This window comes from Dyella mobilis (genome assembly GCF_016904945.1).
In the GTDB taxonomy this organism is placed as follows: domain Bacteria; phylum Pseudomonadota; class Gammaproteobacteria; order Xanthomonadales; family Rhodanobacteraceae; genus Dyella_B; species Dyella_B mobilis.
The window spans coordinates 181,864-198,685 of the sequence record NZ_JADIKF010000036.1; the positions used below are offsets into that span (position 1 = coordinate 181,864).

Below are 16,822 nucleotides of genomic sequence, written 5' to 3' on the forward strand. Positions count from 1 at the left end.
CCACGCGGATCACTTCGCGCACCGGGGGCGGCGATGGTTGCAGACCGGTTTGGTTAGCTCTCGTTGCAAACAGGGCGCAGCTCAATGCGAGGTTTAGACCAGCACTACATTCACGCCAGCGTCGCGCAGGGCATCGACCATGTCGGACGGAGCGCTGTGATCGGTGATGACTTTGTGCAGGCCATGCACAGGTGTAATGACGGACAAACTGCGTTGGCCTAGCTTGCTGGCATCGAACACTGCAATCGTCTCGCGAGATACGCGAATCATCAACGCATTGAGCGACGCTTCCAAGGGTTCGGGGGTGGTGACGCCAACTGCTGGATCGATACCGTCCACACCGAGGAATAGCCGGTCGGCGTAGATGCGAGAGAGAATTTGTTCGGCATCCGGACCAACCAGCGAATAAGACGAATGCCGCAGTAGGCCGCCCAGCATCACCACGCGGATATTGGGTAGTCCGGAAAGTTCCATGGCTATATTCAGTGCATTGGTCACCACGGTCAGCGATTCAAACCTCATTTGCCGAATCTGCCGGGCAATCTCCACGGTCGTAGAGCCGGAATCGAGAATGATGGTCTCGCCATTCTGGATGATCCTGGCTGCGGCTTGACCAATGTGCAGCTTTTGCGAATGTGAGCGGTGTTCTTTAATGTTTAGCGGAATATCGTTGACGGCTGTCTGCATGATGGGCAACGCGCCGCCATGCGAACGCGCGATCATGGCATTGCGCGACAACGACTCCAGATCGTTGCGTATGGTGACAGCCGAAGCGCCGAAAAGATGGGCCAGTTCTTCAACGGTGGCCCTGCCATGACGCTCAATGTATTCAACGATCAGGCGTCGACGCTCCTCCACGAGAAGGCGTTGGGGAGGAGCCGTTGTGTGGTCTTCACTCATGGGTAGGCCTCAAGACTCTGGCGGAATGTGTGATGGCACGTGCTGCATTGCACCGTGTATCTGCCAGGACCAGGCCCCGGATCGACCAACGGCCACGTATCGGGCGCACCGAGAGTTGCCTGCTCCGTCGCTCACGAATCGCCTCGCCTATAGCGTGGGCATTTCTCGCACATCTGCGCAGCGGGATAAAAAACCGCAATAGCGGCGCTGGCGCATCAGAAGAAGAGCGTGTCGTTGCGAGGGCAGAGCAGGTTGTTTCTCTGATCAGACGCACCTGAATAGCCCCGCAGATTTGTGCAGTGCGGAAAATTGGGCGTGCCTTAAACCCTTTCGAAAAATTCATATTGAAAGCACTTGAAAGTTTCATTTATTTATTATTATTGTAATACCATAGACCAAGACAAGCGTCTTCTATCGTTTTCTTTCTTAATGCTGACACCTGTTTCCACCACTGCGTCCTCTAAGGAGCCTGATCTGCTCTGTAGCTCATCGACCTTTGCCGCGCTCATCTGGGCAAAGGGTATGTCGTGCGCAGAGTGAGTTATCGAACGGGGATTTGATAACGGGTCTTTGGCATCTCTGGATGAAAAAGGAGCCGTGGATGCGTGTTGCTTCGTTATCTGTCGTAGTGCAGCTGCACCTTGAATCAAGAGATGAAGTGCGAAGGAAGTGAGCGGCTTGAAGCGTTGCTTGGAAAGCGTACGCGCGGGAGGAAGGAGCCAACACGATGAACCATGTCGTGAGGCGCGCTCAAAAAAATGAATGGGTCTCGTTGAAAAGATGGGCATGCGCCCATTGGCGCAGGTGGGAATGTTTATGCACTTCCAGTGCGATACGTGTAGCTGAATACGTGAGGCAACTAATTGAGGCGATAAAGCCAAAAGAAAAGGGGAGATAGCGTTATGCAAGCGAGTGTGAACCGTTGTCCGGCTCGTTGGAATGCCCGTCAATGTGAACGTGGAAGAGATTTCGCCATACGACGCACAGCCTTGTCGATCGCACTAGGTCTGAGCTTTTTGATGCCGCTTGAAGCTGTGTCGGCCCAGTCCGTCCAGGCTGCCAACGCAGGCACGCAAGGTGCGGCCGCCGGCACAACCGGTGCACCGGCTGCTCAATCGAAGAATGCTTCTGAGGCACCTAAAAATTCCTCCAATGGCGGGAAAAAAAACGCAAATAGCAAAGGCAATCCGACCGAGCTTAGTGCGGTAACTGTCACCGGAATCTTAGGAAGCATCGACAGAACCATCGATGTAAAGCGCGAGGAGACGGCGATCGTCGACGCCATCTCCGCCGAAGATGTCGGCAAATTTCCCGACACAAACCTCGCGGAGTCCTTGCAGCACATAACCGGTGTTGAAATCACTCGCGATAACAACGGCGAGGGGCAGTACGTCACCGTACGCGGCTTACCTACGGATTTCACCTTGGCGACGTTCAACGGCTTGTCCGCGACAAGTGTCGATCTTGGCGTACGCACATTCGACTATAACCTCGTATCGCCAGACTTCGTTTCCACACTCAAAGTCTACAAGACGTCTCGCGCCGATCTTGATGAAGGCGGCATTGGCGCCAATGTCGACATGGAAACTGTCACGCCATTTGGTATTGGCAAAGAAAGCGCCACTATCACCGCCAAGGGGCAGGGGTCGCCAGGTGAGCCAGACAATCGCTATTACCCCAACCTTACAGGTCTTTTCAGCGATGTGTTCGATGGCGGAAAGTTTGGCGCAACGTTCGGTTTCGATTGGAATAAGCGCGCCTTTTTGAATCAGTCGTCAGATCCGTCGCCTTTTTACGGCGTCACCCTCAACGGCAAGGGACCTTATTACGCATATTCCGAAACCGGCTACAGCAACATGGAGTCGAAAGTCGATACGAGGACGGTATATACATCGTTGCAATGGAAGCCGCTCGATTCCACCACTGCCACGTTGACCGGTTTCTACGCGCATAGAGACAGTTTCTACGTAACCGCCGACAATGGCGTGGTTCCCCTTGAACCGTTTGGTGCGCCTTCCTACAACGGCCCAGGCGCGAGTTATGCGGTCGATCAGAACGGAGTGCTCAGTCGACTCTCTGTGCCTGTCGTTGCCTACACGTTCTACAACACGTATTCCGACGATCGCGCAACCATGAAGAACCTCAGGTTGAACGTCGACACCAATGTCGGGAGCTGGGAGTTCAGCGAAACGGCTCAATACAGCAAGTCAGGCGATACGCTGGAATGGATGCGACCGTTGTTGATCAACTCTACGGTTGGCGGCCAGACCCCAACGACGGGATCTCCCGTCTATGGCGGTTACCAAATCTATCCTGGGGCGCCAATCCAAGGTTACGTCTTGGATCCCTCATTCAATGTCTCCGATCCCTCGCAGTGGGCCAACCAGCAATTCAAGGATGTCACTGAAACCGGCAACGACACCATCAAGTCATTGCAGTTCGACGTTACCCGTTATTTCGACGATGGCATTCTCGATTCAATCAAGTTCGGCGCCAAGGCTTATGATCGCCCGCGCTCTTACGATTATAACTACTGGACTTACGCTTTTCAGCCGGGCCAAACGAGCGATTCGCTCGCTACGGCGGTGCAATCCCCATCCTGGGCCACGAATGTCCTGAGCGGCTACAGCGGGCCGGGCACGCGACCGTCGCAACTGTTTTTCATCAATCCGAACCTGTGGCTCAATCAATATTTCGGCGGCTCGCTAAACAATTTTAGAAGCAATCCGCAGACTGTTTATTACAACAATCCCGGAAATAACTGGGACATGGTCGAGCGCGGTCGCGACGCCTATGCCATGGCGAATTTCAAATTCGACGGAAGCGTACCCATCTCCGGGAATGTCGGCTTGCGCTACGTCAATACCTTCGAGGAGTTTCTCTACGACTCCTACAATATCGCCGACATCACTTTTCCTTCGTGCCACATTGGCATAGCGGGCTGCGAAGGCGCCATCTTTCCACCCATAAGCCGGCAGGATACGCGCGGTGCAAGCCACGTGTTGTTGCCGAGTTTGAACGCGTCCGCCGACCTGACGGACAACATGGTCTTACGGTTTGGTGCCAGTAAGACCATTTCACTTCCCACGATCGATAGCATGGTTCCCGTGCCAACCATTACCGTCGATTCCTTCCAGATTGCCGAGGGCAACGCCAACCTCAAGCCGTTCTCGTCGATCAATTACGACTTGTCGTGGGAGTGGTATTTCCGCCCATCATCGGTCCTTTCCTTGGCCGGTTATGACAAGCAGATTCATGGGTTCATCCAACAAGGATCAACGACGCAGAATATCGGCGGTTACACCTTCTACGTCACCTATCCGGTGAATGCCAGTGACGGATATGTGCGTGGGTTGGAGGCCGATTACAAACAGGCGCTGGATTTCCTGCCGTCATTCTGGTCCGGGCTTGGGTTTGAAATTAACGGGACGATTTCAGATGGCCAAACGGACGCCGCACCTCAATACAACGTCATAGCCACGCAATTTCCTGGCTTGAGCAAAAAAATATTCAATGCCACGGTGTTCTACGAAAAATACGGGTTCAGCGGCATGATGACGCTGAATCATCGCAGCCAGTATGTTTTCGATCCCAACTTGTGGGGCTACAACACAACCGAACAGATCGCCAACGGGCGCAATCAGGTGGATATGCACCTGCAATACGCCTTTACTCCGCACCTGACGGTGTTCGTCGATAGCAAGAATTTGCTCAACACCCCCATTGTGTATAGCGAAAAACTCAGGAACGGACCTTCGACTGAGTATCCAGGGGAGTGGCTGCTCAATGGCCGTACCGTGATGTTGGGAGCCACGCTGAAGTTCTGACCTTGTGTTCCGAGGTCGTTGGCTGGCGGTAGCAGGAAGAGCCGGGGAGGCGGATTCGTTGCCTAGGCATCCCGCTATCGCCATTTCATCAACGTAACTGGAGTACGCAAATGAAGACGCTTTATTGTCGCGTCATGGCATCGTTCTATTCGCGGATGCTGATGGCCTTTCTCATTGTTCTTCTTGTCGGCACTGGATCGGTCGATGCGAAATCGCTATCCGCGTCAGCACCGAAAGCCGTCACGTCGAGTTGCGCCGCACAGCCCATCACGCCTTACATATGGACGTCAGCGGGTGGGTGGCAAAACATATCCACGATTGTCGTATCAGCAGGCACGGCGGTCGATCTTGGTCCACAACCCCAGGGAGGGACGTGGAGCTGGACCGGGCCGAACGGTTATACGTCGTCGGCCAGAGAGATCGACAATATTTCTCTCGGCAACGGCGCTAATGACTACTACGCGACTTATACGGATTCCAACGGCTGCACCAGCTCACAAACCTTTGAGGTGGCGGCCACGCAGAATTGCACCGCTCAGATTACGCCATACATATGGACGCAGTCCCAGGGATGGCAAAATATTTCCAGTGCAGCTGTCTCTGTCGGTGCCGTCGTGGACCTTGGTCCACAGCCCCATGGAGGCACCTGGATTTGGAGCGGTCCGAATGGCTTTTCGTCGAGCGAGCGCGAAATCGACGGTATCCCGCTGAGCACCGGGCCTAACTCATATACGGCCACTTACATCGATGGGTCGGGCTGTACCGGTACGCAAGCGTTTGTAGTCACCGTCAACACGGCTACCTCATCGAGCATGAGCTTTACGGCAACGGGAAGCGTGGTGGCTTCATCGCCTTCCAATGACACTCCCAATTACCCGTTCATTGACTCGAACGGGACTTTTTTCCTGCAAAACGCCTACAGTCAATACGACCAGGTTCCTGGCGACCACGTGTGGGACTTCTACACAGGAAGCAACGCGAATGCGTCGCTTACCTTGTCAACGACCAACTCCCAATACAACACCCAGACTTTGTGCGCCAGTCAAAACCCCGTATACACCGAGTTTTACCAAGGGACTGGAGACAGCCCCGGGTCGGGCGCGTACTCCGATGGAGATTTTTGCGATGTGATAGGAATCTGGGTCGATCCGGATACGGGGAACTGGTACGGACTCGTACACAACGAGATCTACCCGAACAACCCGCGCATAGATGCGATTTCGTATGCCATATCTACCGATAAGGGCAATACGTGGTCACAGCAGGTTCCCCTGTTCACCTCTCCCTATGGTGTTGGCGACAACAACGAGGACTACTACTATTACGGAGATGGCGATCCACGCATGATCGTCGATACGGCTTCAGGTTATTTCTACGTCTATTACTTCAGCCGCATCATGACACCCGCCGGGGACGGATTCGGCAATCACACCTGGGAACACGTTGCACGGGCGCCAATCAGTCAGAAGATGGCGGCGGGATCCTGGCAAAAATACTACAACGGAAATTGGAGTCAGACGCCCGGGATCAGCTGGACGTGTGACCCGTACACCTCGGCCTGCGGCCAAGGCAATGCGGCGGCCTCAATGGAAAGCAATGTCGGCGCGGATAACGACCCGGTCATCAAACAGAGCATGGTTTGGCCTGTTGCTGCCCAATCGCCCAATGACCTGCTCACCTACGGCAGCAGTTCCCTCACCAATACCAATGTTGCCTGGAACGTTTATCTGCAGAAATACCTGGCAGAGGTCATCGGCAACAACCAGATTCTGTTCTATGCGTCCAGCGACCTTTCCGGCCAGCAATGGACCTATGCGGGCAGTATTCCCTACACCAACAGCGGCGCCTGGTATTGGTGGATGATGGATGGAGGGAGTCTCACGTCATCGAACAACCTGGGCAGTTCCTTCCTGGCTTACTGCACCATTGATTGCAGCACGTACGGCTCGGAATATCAGGCGATCAATGTCGGGTTCAATCCTGGTGTCAGCTTGCCCGTTTACTACACGGGTGTGAATGGCCAAAGTAGTCCGACAAACACCTACGTGATCGAGCATCCGAATGGATCGTCTGTTTCCGGCACGGACAGCAATCGCTGGACGTTCGTCCCCGCAGGAGATGGCTTCTTCTATGTCGCTCAGGGGACGAACTATTTGCAGGTTGCCGATGGCAATGGCGGACGCGCCTGGGGGGCACAAGCAAGCCTGGCTGCGCCAATGGCATCTTCGACAGCATCCAGCGAACGGGCACGCCAACAATGGCGTTTCGAGCGGATTACCGCGATCGGCGGTGTAGCGCCTTCCACGCCGGAATATCGCCTGGTCAACCGCTATAGCGGATTGGCACTGAGCTTTGCGTCCGCCGCATTCGATTCCTCGCAGGATGGTCAGTCGGTGACTGCCCCCATTCGCGATTGGGATGCAAACACAAGTGGTTCAGTATCGGTGTGGCCGATGGCTGATCAGATCCTGGTATTTGCGCCGCAGTGAACGAGCCCTAGCTCTGGAGCACGTTAGGCGCTACTTGTGATGTTGTGAAAAGGCAACTCCCATCCTGGCGAAAGCCAGGGCGGGGGGCTGCCGAGAGGATTGGATCAATGGGGGGCGGCTGAACGCTGCTTGGACGCCGCCTTGATCTGCGATCTACACCTTGTCTCCCCGTCACTACGTCCATGGATGGAGAGAGAGGCAGGGTAGGGAGCTGCGTTCCCAGGAAACGCACTGGGTACGAGAAAACCAGAAAGCTGAGGACTCAAAAATGCGTCTCGCGGCAACGATCTTGATATTGCTTCTCCTGCCATCGCCATGGCTGCACGCCCAGACTCGCGTGTGGCAGGGCGAGTTGCCACTTGCGACGTCCGACGAAGGTCCGCCGAATGAGAACCCTCCCTTCGACATCTTTGCAACGGATCGATTCGTCTATCCCTATAGCATGCGCGAAGATGTGCGCAGCTCGGAGACGGTTCACAACTGGCGTGCAGTCTTCCTGGAAAACGAGTACATCAAGTGCACCGTTCTTCCCGATCTAGGCGGGCACATCTATACGTGCATCGACAAGCTCAACGGCCAGCCGATGTTCTATGCCAATCCGACATTGAAAAAAGCTTTGATCGGATATCGGGGAGCATGGTCCGCGTTTGGCGTCGAATTCAATTTCCCCGTGTCTCACAACTGGGTTTCGCTTTCTCCGGTTGACTACGCCTTTTCCTCGGCAGCCGACGGCAGTGCCTCGGTCACGGTGGGCAATCGCGATCGTGTCTATGGCATGGAGTGGACCGTGCAGCTGATATTGCGACCGGGCAGTACGGTTCTGGAAGAGCGAGTCACGCTAACCAATCGCAGTGACCTCAGGCATCGATTTTATTGGTGGAACAATGCCGGTGTTCAAGTGTGGGACGATTCAAAAATCTGGTATCCCACGCCATTTACGGCCGCCCATGGGTTTGCCGACGTGGACACCTGGCCGGTCAACGCCAAGGGAGTCGACCTCAGCTTGGTGGCCAATCACAAGGATGGGCCTGTTTCCCGCTTTGTGTATGGCAGCCGTGAACCCTTCATGGGCATCTACCATCCCCACACGGATGCCGGGGTGGTGCATTATGCGAACTACAGCGATCTGCCGGCAAAAAAGATATGGAGCTGGGGCGAGGATGCAGCCGGTCTTGCATGGCGCAAGGCACTTTCCGACAACGACAGCGCTTATGCGGAAGTGCAGGCAGGATTGTTTCGAAATCAGGAAACCTACGGTTTTCTGGAGCCGCAACAGGTCATCCGATTTTCCGAATACTGGATGCCGGTGAGGCATATCGGCGGCATTTCATCCGGCAATTTGAATGGCGTTGTGTATCTGTCAAGAAAGGCGGATGCCAACGGAAAGATTGCGCTTACCGCGGCGTTCAATACCAATCGAAAAGTGCAGCACGCCCGCATCGCGATTTTGGATGGCGGCAAGGCCGTTTTTGAAGAAGTCGCCTCGCTCGATCCTGCAAAAACGTGGTCGCATACCTTGAACGATCTTCCATCCGATCGCTCTTACACATTTTTGCTTGAGGACGACAACAAGGCGGTTCTTCTTAAACATACGGAAGGCGTCTATGACTGGACGCCACGCGACGAGGTGAAAACCGGACCGCAAGTTGCTCACAAGCCCGACCTGGATACCGCCGCCGGCCTGCTTGAGCAAGGCACCAACGAGGAATTGCAGGGAAATCTGCTGGCAGCCCGGAAAACCTACCAGCGAGGTCTTGCCGCATATCCGGTGAGTTTGGAATTTTTGAAAGCGGAAGGGCGTCTCGACGTCAATCTATTTCGATTCGAAGAAGCGTCAAATTTCCTAAAGCAGGTGGAAGATCGAGCGACGTGGGATGGGGAGACCCGCTATTACCGTGGTATCGCCGAACGGGCGCTTGGTCATCCACGTGAAGCGCGAACTGAATTCGAAGCAGCCTACCGTGATCCATCTTACCGCGTCGCGGGCGGCCTGATGCTGGCAGAGCTGCTTGCACAGCAGCATGATGTGCACGGCGCACTGGAAGTGCTTGCAAAAGCATGCCCCGAGGCTTCCATCGCATCAAGTTCGCAACGCTGTTCGGAAGACATCGTGGCGCTGAAACGTTCTGCAGGTCAAACCGACGAGGCGAGGAGCCTGGCCGGGACCTTGCTCGAAACCTATCCCACTGACGCCTTCCTGCAGCATGAACTTGTCCGGCTTGGATCCCCCAATCCGGGGCTCGACCGGTATCTGGGCAGCGATGTCGATCGGATACTGGCACTGGTTGTTCAATATGATCGGCTCGGGCTCTATGCTGATTCGCTTGCATTGCTCTCGCGTCACTATCCCGCCGCGTCTGCGGATGAAACAGAGCCAGATGCCGTGCCGCCGTCCCAGAATCCGCTACTAGCCTATTACAGGGGCTATTGCCGCGAGCAGCTTGGCGAGTCCGGGCGAGCCGATTATCAGGCGGCGTCCAAGATGTCGCTGCGCTACAGCTTTCCCAGCCGTGCTGAAACGATTCCCGTTTTGCGCGCCGCACTCGCCAGCAATGCTGCCGACGCATCGGCGCATTTTTTGCTCGGGTCGCTGTGGTTTTCCAAGGGAATCATTGAGCCTGCGGAGGATGAGTGGCGCCGTGCCGCCGCGCTCCGTGCTGATATTCCGACCCTTGATGCCAGTCTTGGGCGCGCGCTCTTGCAAATCAATCAACAACCCGCCGAGGCTGCAGCGGTATTCCGACATGGCTTCCAGGTCGATGCATCGAACCCGGCGCTTTACATCGGCATGGATAAGGCCATGCAGCAGATGGGCAAGCCTGCAACGCAACGAGTGGCCATGCTTGAGCGTTTTCCAAAACACGTCGACATGCCAGCCGAACTGGTGCGTGCGCTTGTCGATGCCTTACGCGAAAACGGCCAATCCGACCAGGCTGACGCATTGTTGGCAGAACACTTTCTTCCCCGCAAGGAAGGCGCTCCACCGCTTGAGCCAAAGGCCAACGCCAAACCAAAAAAAGCTGATTAGGAGATTCAGGCAGGTTGTTTCCCATTTTTCAACTTCCAAGGATACGGGTATGAATCATCGTCGATTCGGTCAGGCCGGGTTGGTGGCTGTTTCGAAGAGCGTCGTCACGCTGAAGATTCAGTTCGCCACTTAAAAACAGCCCGATCTCATCCATGAGAGCTGCGGTCACCCGAAACCTGCACGGACACGTCACACGAGATATTGGCGTGCGCATCGTTAGTGGTGAGCTGCGTCCGGGTGATGTGCTTCCGCCTGAAGAGGTGTTGGCAAAGCACATGGCGGTAAGCCGTGGAGCGCTGCGCGAAGCCATGCGCGCACTTTCCGCCAAGGGGTTGGTCGAGACAAAGACGAGAACCGGAACTCGCGTACGTAAAGAGGAGCATTGGCAACAATTCGATAGTGAGGTGCTAGCGTGGCGCTGCGCTTCCATGCCGACCGCGGATTTCGTAAAAAATTTGGCGGAAATGTGCGGAATATTCGAACCGGCTGCCGCTGCGTTAGCGTCACGCCGATGCACCGCACACCAGTTCAAACGCATCGAATCCGCCTACAAGGCCATGGAGTCCGCCCGCAGCAGCAATGAATGGGCAGCCGCCGACTTCGCCTTCCACGAGGCCATATTGCGCGCCACTGACAACGAGTTGATGATTTCCCTGCTTCCTGCCGTGGAGGCCTCGCTCGGCTTCTATTTCTCGCTTCCCGCTCATAAAGACGGCAATTTCAAGCATTTGCTTCCTTATTACTACAAGCTTTGCGAAGCCATTTGGTCGCGCAACCCAACACTGTCACGCCAGGCCATGCAGGATGTGATTTCAATTTTTCGCGCTTTTATTGTCGAAAATTCGCAAAAGCAGGGGAGGTGTGCGTGATCCAGTGGATGCGATACCGGCCAGGACTTGGGTGCCAGGCAAATGGTGCCAACGCTGAACCGTACCCCACTCAGGACCTCGCAACTGGTCGGCGTGAGCACCTCATCCGCGTTTTGGAGGTAGGCCGATAGCACGGCGGCCGTGAAAGCCAACCCGCATTGAGCCTCCAGGCAGGTGTTGGTTTCCAGGGTGCGAAAGTCGGTGACCCAACAAACGCAAAAGGGATGACCAACGATGAAAAACCTCAAGCACAGCATGCTGCTCGTTCTTTGTGCTCTGATACTTGCCGCATTGAGCGGTTGTGTCGAAGACGCCAGGACGGGATTGATTTGTCCCCCAGGCACGCATCCGGGCCCTCATGGGCACCAGTGTTTCGCCGATTGATCCGTTGGATAGGCGCCTGGGGGAAGATTAGCGACGGTTATCGAGGGTAGGGTGGGCGCCTGCTTTCGCCCATAGTTGCCATTGCCCGGCGAGAAGAAGCAAGCTGAGGTTATCGATCCACAGATTTAAGGACACACTCGTTTACGAGCTTCTGATCGAGGCATTAAAACTTGGCAAGCATGAAGGCTGCGGGATTTGCTCCCGTGGCCCATGCGTGCTGATCGCAAATCAAAACGAATGGCGAATGCGTGGCGCATTGGACTTAGCCAGATGGGCCCTGATTTCGTTATAACCGTTTATTCGAGGAACCTCGGTCAACGTGGCCGGTCTATCGGGCTGGCATGCAATACATGCGTGGATATTAGCGTTAGTGTTGTGTGGGCAATCAGCTTGAATGAGGCTGGGTTATCGAAGCTCCCGGACAGGATCGCAATCAAGCACGTGCGCAAGACGCTGCGCGTGGCAAGATTGATACGTACAAAAATCAGGCGCCCCGGGCCACGCGATCCTTGAATCCGCGAGTGAGGGTGCTGGTGCTGGCCGTAGTGTTGGCTCTACACGCGCTTTTCGCCCTGATGCTCTGGAACGCGATGCGATCGCCCTCGGAAGATAGAGAGCAGTCGCTAAGCGTGCGTTTGATCCACGTAGCAACACCAGCGAAACAGTCGCCCTCGCCCACGGCACCCGTCATGGTGTCTCTTGCACCGGCGCCGCCTGTGAAACCCAAGCCGACTGAAAAGCCGCATAGAGAGTTGAACGACTCGTCGGCTACAAAGCCCGCGCCAACGTCGGCTCCACCTGGCAACAAACCGGACGCCAGCCAAGTATTTTCCGCCGACGGCTCGATCCGCCTGCCACCCGAACACATCCAGTACTCGGCCAACACACCTTCCGAGGTAAAGACGAGCAAGCCGAAGGATGACCGCAAGATCATGGAGCATACCGACTTCACGCATTACCAGCCGACGCGCTTCAACAAATATTTCCCGCCGCCGAACGAAACCCTTGGTGGCGCGGTAGGCCGGCACATTGACGACGCGATCAAGGAAATAGCCAAGAACATGTGCGACCCGGAAAAGCGCAGCACGGCTACTAATCTTCTGTGTGGTGCGCCACCGATCCCGCCTGATCCGAAGGACACCGACGAGCGCCTCGATCTGCCGCCACCGGCGTTGGTTGGAGGCGGCTCGCCAACCCAGTCGGTGCCGCTTTCAACCTGTATCGATGAGTACGGCCAAGGCAAGGGCCTGTCGCAAGGCTGTCCGGTCAATACGCCTGACATTATTTTCCAGGCTCAAATGCGCGAGTGCATCGATCTCTATCGGGCTGGCAAACGCCTCAAGAGCTGGTGTCCGACTGATACTCCCAAGCGCGCAGCGGCGGAGGCGCCGGCAAACGCCGATTCGCATTGATAACCCTGAAGCTCACAATGCAAGAGCGGCCCTTCGCTTCCGAGCGGTAGCCAGTATGAGGGCAGGGCGATCAACCAGTGTTATCACCTACGGCTCTGCAGGTCGATGCCAGGCTGTCTTCGTAAGGCGGTAGGTAGAAGCGCGCCTCCAGATACATGTCCAGTCCCATGCCATGCACTGATCCACCTTGAAGGAAGAGTACTTGCAGAACCATTTGGATCGTGACAAATTCCTGCAAAGCTGTCATAGAGACTTCATCGACGAGATCCGTCACGCGATTCAATGCGCAGTGCACTGAAGCACCCTCGTTGCTTCGAGTCGCTCAGAAGCGGAGGTGGGGTGTCAATTGAACACTGGGAAAATCCTATAGATCCCTGCTGCCTGCTGCCTGCTGGACTGGGCAAAAGGTCACCTTCCTGAAGAGGCTGCGTATTTATAATGAAAATTGTCTTGGGGACGCTCTTCGCGCTTTTTTATGCAAGCACAGTCCTTGCAGCATCGCCAAAGTTCGCGATAGATAGCCACTTTCTTCAATCGCCCGCTGATCCAGGCGCCATTGGTGACAGTCACGGTGACATTGCCGTAGCGCCGAATGGGGACATCTATCTCAGTGTGCAGGGTGGCAGCAGATCTGGCGTACAAGTTTATGCGGCGAATGGTCGATACATCCGCAATCTACCCAATGCACCAACCGACTTCCACGGCTTCATTATTACAAACGCTGGCGGCCAATCTTTTTACCTTTTGGGTGTGCGCCTGGAAGGGCAGCAAATTATCAAGCTGGATCTGGACGGCAAGCCGCTCTTGCACATCGACGCTTCGGCGATTCCCGATCAATACAAAACTGAGGCCAAAGGCGGCCAACTTGTCGTATCCCTGACAGGAGTTGCCGCCGCGCCAAATGGGGATATTTACGCTGTAGATGGCTACGGGCGAGACTTCATCCATCACTTCGATGCAACCGGCCGCTACCTCGGAACGTTCGGAGGTGATGGTGCTCCCTGGAACTTCCATCAATGCCACAAGATCGCCATCGATCCGCGATTTCAGCCCGTCCGACTCCTCTGCACTGATCGTCTGCACGACCGCATAGTAGCCATGGGCCTCGACGGCCACGTGATAGGCACCGTCGCCACCGGACTTCGCTGGCCCAGTGCGCTCGCTTTCCATGGCAGCGAAATGGCTGTAGCGGAGTTAGGCGGCCGTGTGACAGTCCTTGGCATCCATGGCGAGGTGCTAGCCGAACTTGGGACCAACGATAACGCCGCTCAAGTCAAGACAAATGAAGTCCCGCCAAGTCAGTGGAAAGATGGCGTCTTCTATGCTCCGCATGGGATCGCCTATGATCACCACGGAAACATTTTAGTGAGTGAATGGAGTAAGTGGGGGCGAGTGGATTTCCTCCGCAGGGTAGGCGATTGATGATCTTTCCCCTGAGTCGTATCTATGGTTCGCAATAACGCTCATTCCTTCCCCTCATCCGCACTAGGATCGACGTCATTCCGGCCTTCGCCGGAATGACGATTTGCTCTGAAACAGTATTACTGCGAACTTTTGTTCCGGCTGGAATGACGCATCGTCTGCGCAGCGAACACCAACTGCTCAACACCAGCGCGAATGGCAGAAATGCTGAGCCCACCAAAACGCAGCAGCAAACCATCGCCGCCGGCAGATTCATGCCGATAAGAACTCAATAAATGAAGCGCCAGTCCGCTCGCCTCTGCCGTGCGCTGCACTTCTTGCGCATCCGGATGGCGCAACAGTATTTGCAAACCCGCCGTGCCTTTTTCCCAGCTCCACCCATGGTTGGCGAGCGGCATCAAGCCTTCCGCCAGCACGGCGGCTTTCTCGGCATACACATTGCGCATGTGTCGCACGTGCGTGGAAAAATGACCTTCATCCATGAACCGGCTCATGGCCAGCTGTATTAATGGCGCACCAAACGCATCGAGTTGGGTGCGGATGTTGGCGAGCTGCTCCACCATCGCCTCCGGCACCACGGCAAAAGCCAGCCTCAGCGACACGAACATGGACTTGCTGAGCGTGCCGAGATAAAGCACGCGTGCATGGCGGTCAAGCGAATGCAGCGGCGTCGCCGGTTGGCGCGCGTGACCGAACTCGCCGTCATAGTCATCTTCCAGTATCCACGTGTCTTGCCTGTGCGCCCATTCCAGCAACGCAGTCCGTCGCTCCGCGCTCATCACGAAGCCGCTGGGAAACTGGTGTGATGGCGTTACGCAAGCCAGCCGAGCATGCGGCGCGCGTCGTAGTCCTTCTTCAACCTGCAAGCCCTGTTGGTCGACAGGCACGGGCACGATGGTGGTTCCCGCAAGCTCCAGTGCTGCGCGCGCACCGGGATAGCAGGGGTCTTCCACCCATGCCGCATCACCCGGATTCGTGAGCAGCAACGCCAACAAGTACGACGCTTGCTGGATGCTGTTGAAGACGACTACCTGATCCGGCGCGCAGCGCACGCCACGCAGTTGCGCAAGATGGTGCGCGAGCGACCGGCGTAGCGCAGGAACGCCACGCGGATCGGTAAAGTTCATGTCGGCGCGCCGAAGGTCCCGCACGGCACGCGCCTGGATACGCTGCCATATCTGCCAGGGAAACGCCGTCGTATCGGCCACGCCGGCGTTGAAAGGTTTGAACTGGCGCATGATGCGACAAGCGACGTTGCCTGCAAGCTTATGCCCGCGGGTCGATACCGATGACACGCCCTGTATGGTTTCTTCATGCCGGTCTGGATCTGTCGGCTTCGTTGCGCGCTTGGCAATGAATGTGCCGCGCCCAACAATGCGCTCCAGCAGGCCTTCCTCCACGAGTTGACTATAAACCTCCTCCATCAAGCCACGCGACACACCGTAGTCGATCGCGGCTTTGCGACTGGATGGCACGTTCTCGCCAGGAGCAAGTGTTCCTTGCAGTACGGCATCGCGCAAGGCGAGGTAGACATCGGTGCGCCGGGGACGGCTGCCAGTTACCGGCGGAAGTAATACTCCTCGGGAGCTGCGTGGCATAAGTCCCCTGATATCGGTCCGATTTAGCCATTCAATACGGTACTGGAACACTGTTCACGCCACAGTAGCATGGCTTCGACTCCCCAACTCCCACGAGGTGCCGAATGTCTTTCAAAACGTCTGCTGCATGCACGCTGGCTTTGGCGGTGATGTGCGGTGTGATGGTCGCCGTGCAACCACTGCGGGCAATTGCCGACACGCCTGCAGAACAAGACGCGCAACACGATTTCGACTTCCATCTGGGTAGCTGGAAAAGCGACATCTCAAAGCTGCAGCATCCACTGACGGGCTCCACCACGTGGATCAGTTGCCAAGGCAAGCTGGTGGCGCGCAAGGTGTGGGATGGACGCGCGCAAATGGAAGAATTGGAAGCCGATTGCCCAACTGGCCACATGGAAGACTTGCTGCTGTTTCTCTACAACCCGGACACGCATCAGTGGAGCCTCAATGCGGCCGCCGTCGGTGACGGTGTCATAGGCAAGCCCATGTTCGGGGAATTCAAGAACGGACGCGGCGAATTTTATGACCAGGAGACCTACAAGGGCCGAACCATCCTGGTTCGACAGGTCTGGGAGGACATCACCCCGACATCACATCATTTTGAACAGTCGTTCTCGGATAATGGCGGCAAGACGTGGGAGCCCAATTTCAGGGCGACGCTTACCCGGATGCAGTGAGGGGGGCGGTCTTGGGCGGCCCAGTGATGTCACTGGGCCTTGCAAGATGCGTTTCAAAGGAACAAACCGCATCCATTACTGTAGGCGTTAGCAATTTGCTCAACCCGTTTCGCCCAACCCATCGCGGCAGGTCGTGCTGAGGGCCGCAAGGAAAAAAAAGACGGCCAAACCGGCCGCCCCTTTACCGCCAAAAAGCATCCCGCTACTCAAGGCGGG

9 protein-coding genes are annotated in these 16,822 nt (G+C 56.0%); 7 read left to right on the plus strand and 2 right to left on the minus strand.

Annotation, left to right across the window (positions count from 1 at the left end; all coding sequences use genetic code 11):
• Positions 1 to 93: 93 nt before the first annotated feature.
• The gene (gene agaR / locus ISS99_RS05800) at positions 94 to 900 is read right to left on the minus strand and encodes a transcriptional repressor AgaR (RefSeq protein WP_204630644.1); all 807 of its coding nucleotides are present in this window, start codon (positions 898 to 900) and stop codon (positions 94 to 96) included.
• 989 nt (positions 901 to 1,889) lie between these two features.
• Here agaR and ISS99_RS05805 point away from each other — a divergent pair.
• From ISS99_RS05805 to ISS99_RS05830, 6 genes are all read left to right on the plus strand, one after another.
• Positions 1,890 to 4,727: a TonB-dependent receptor gene (locus ISS99_RS05805; RefSeq protein ID WP_204630645.1), complete on the plus strand. Its 2,838-nt coding sequence runs from the start codon at positions 1,890 to 1,892 to the stop codon at positions 4,725 to 4,727.
• Between the two features lie 110 nt (positions 4,728 to 4,837).
• A complete protein-coding gene (locus tag ISS99_RS05810; RefSeq protein ID WP_204630646.1) occupies positions 4,838 to 7,216 on the plus strand; it encodes a hypothetical protein in 2,379 nt (792 codons plus the stop codon).
• 268 nt (positions 7,217 to 7,484) lie between these two features.
• Positions 7,485 to 10,244 carry a DUF5107 domain-containing protein gene (locus ISS99_RS05815; RefSeq protein WP_204630647.1) on the plus strand — a complete coding sequence of 920 codons (2,760 nt, stop codon included), beginning with the start codon at positions 7,485 to 7,487 and terminating at the stop codon, positions 10,242 to 10,244.
• A gap of 152 nt (positions 10,245 to 10,396) precedes the next feature.
• Complete coding sequence (locus ISS99_RS05820; RefSeq protein ID WP_204630648.1) at positions 10,397 to 11,113, plus strand: FadR/GntR family transcriptional regulator; 717 nt, start codon at positions 10,397 to 10,399, stop codon at positions 11,111 to 11,113.
• A gap of 911 nt (positions 11,114 to 12,024) precedes the next feature.
• The gene (locus ISS99_RS05825) at positions 12,025 to 12,909 is read left to right on the plus strand and encodes a hypothetical protein (protein ID WP_284343824.1); all 885 of its coding nucleotides are present in this window, start codon (positions 12,025 to 12,027) and stop codon (positions 12,907 to 12,909) included.
• A gap of 438 nt (positions 12,910 to 13,347) precedes the next feature.
• The gene (locus ISS99_RS05830; RefSeq protein ID WP_204630649.1) at positions 13,348 to 14,331 is read left to right on the plus strand and encodes an NHL repeat-containing protein; all 984 of its coding nucleotides are present in this window, start codon (positions 13,348 to 13,350) and stop codon (positions 14,329 to 14,331) included.
• A 119-nt stretch (positions 14,332 to 14,450) separates the two neighbouring features.
• Here the strand turns inward: ISS99_RS05830 and pdxR are convergent, their stop codons facing one another.
• Positions 14,451 to 15,929 (minus strand): MocR-like pyridoxine biosynthesis transcription factor PdxR, encoded by a 1,479-nt coding sequence (gene pdxR / locus ISS99_RS05835; RefSeq protein ID WP_204630650.1) that lies wholly within the window; start codon positions 15,927 to 15,929, stop codon positions 14,451 to 14,453.
• A 104-nt stretch (positions 15,930 to 16,033) separates the two neighbouring features.
• Between pdxR and ISS99_RS05840 the strand changes: the two genes are divergently transcribed.
• Positions 16,034 to 16,606: a hypothetical protein gene (locus tag ISS99_RS05840; RefSeq protein WP_204630651.1), complete on the plus strand. Its 573-nt coding sequence runs from the start codon at positions 16,034 to 16,036 to the stop codon at positions 16,604 to 16,606.
• Positions 16,607 to 16,822 lie beyond the last annotated feature (216 nt).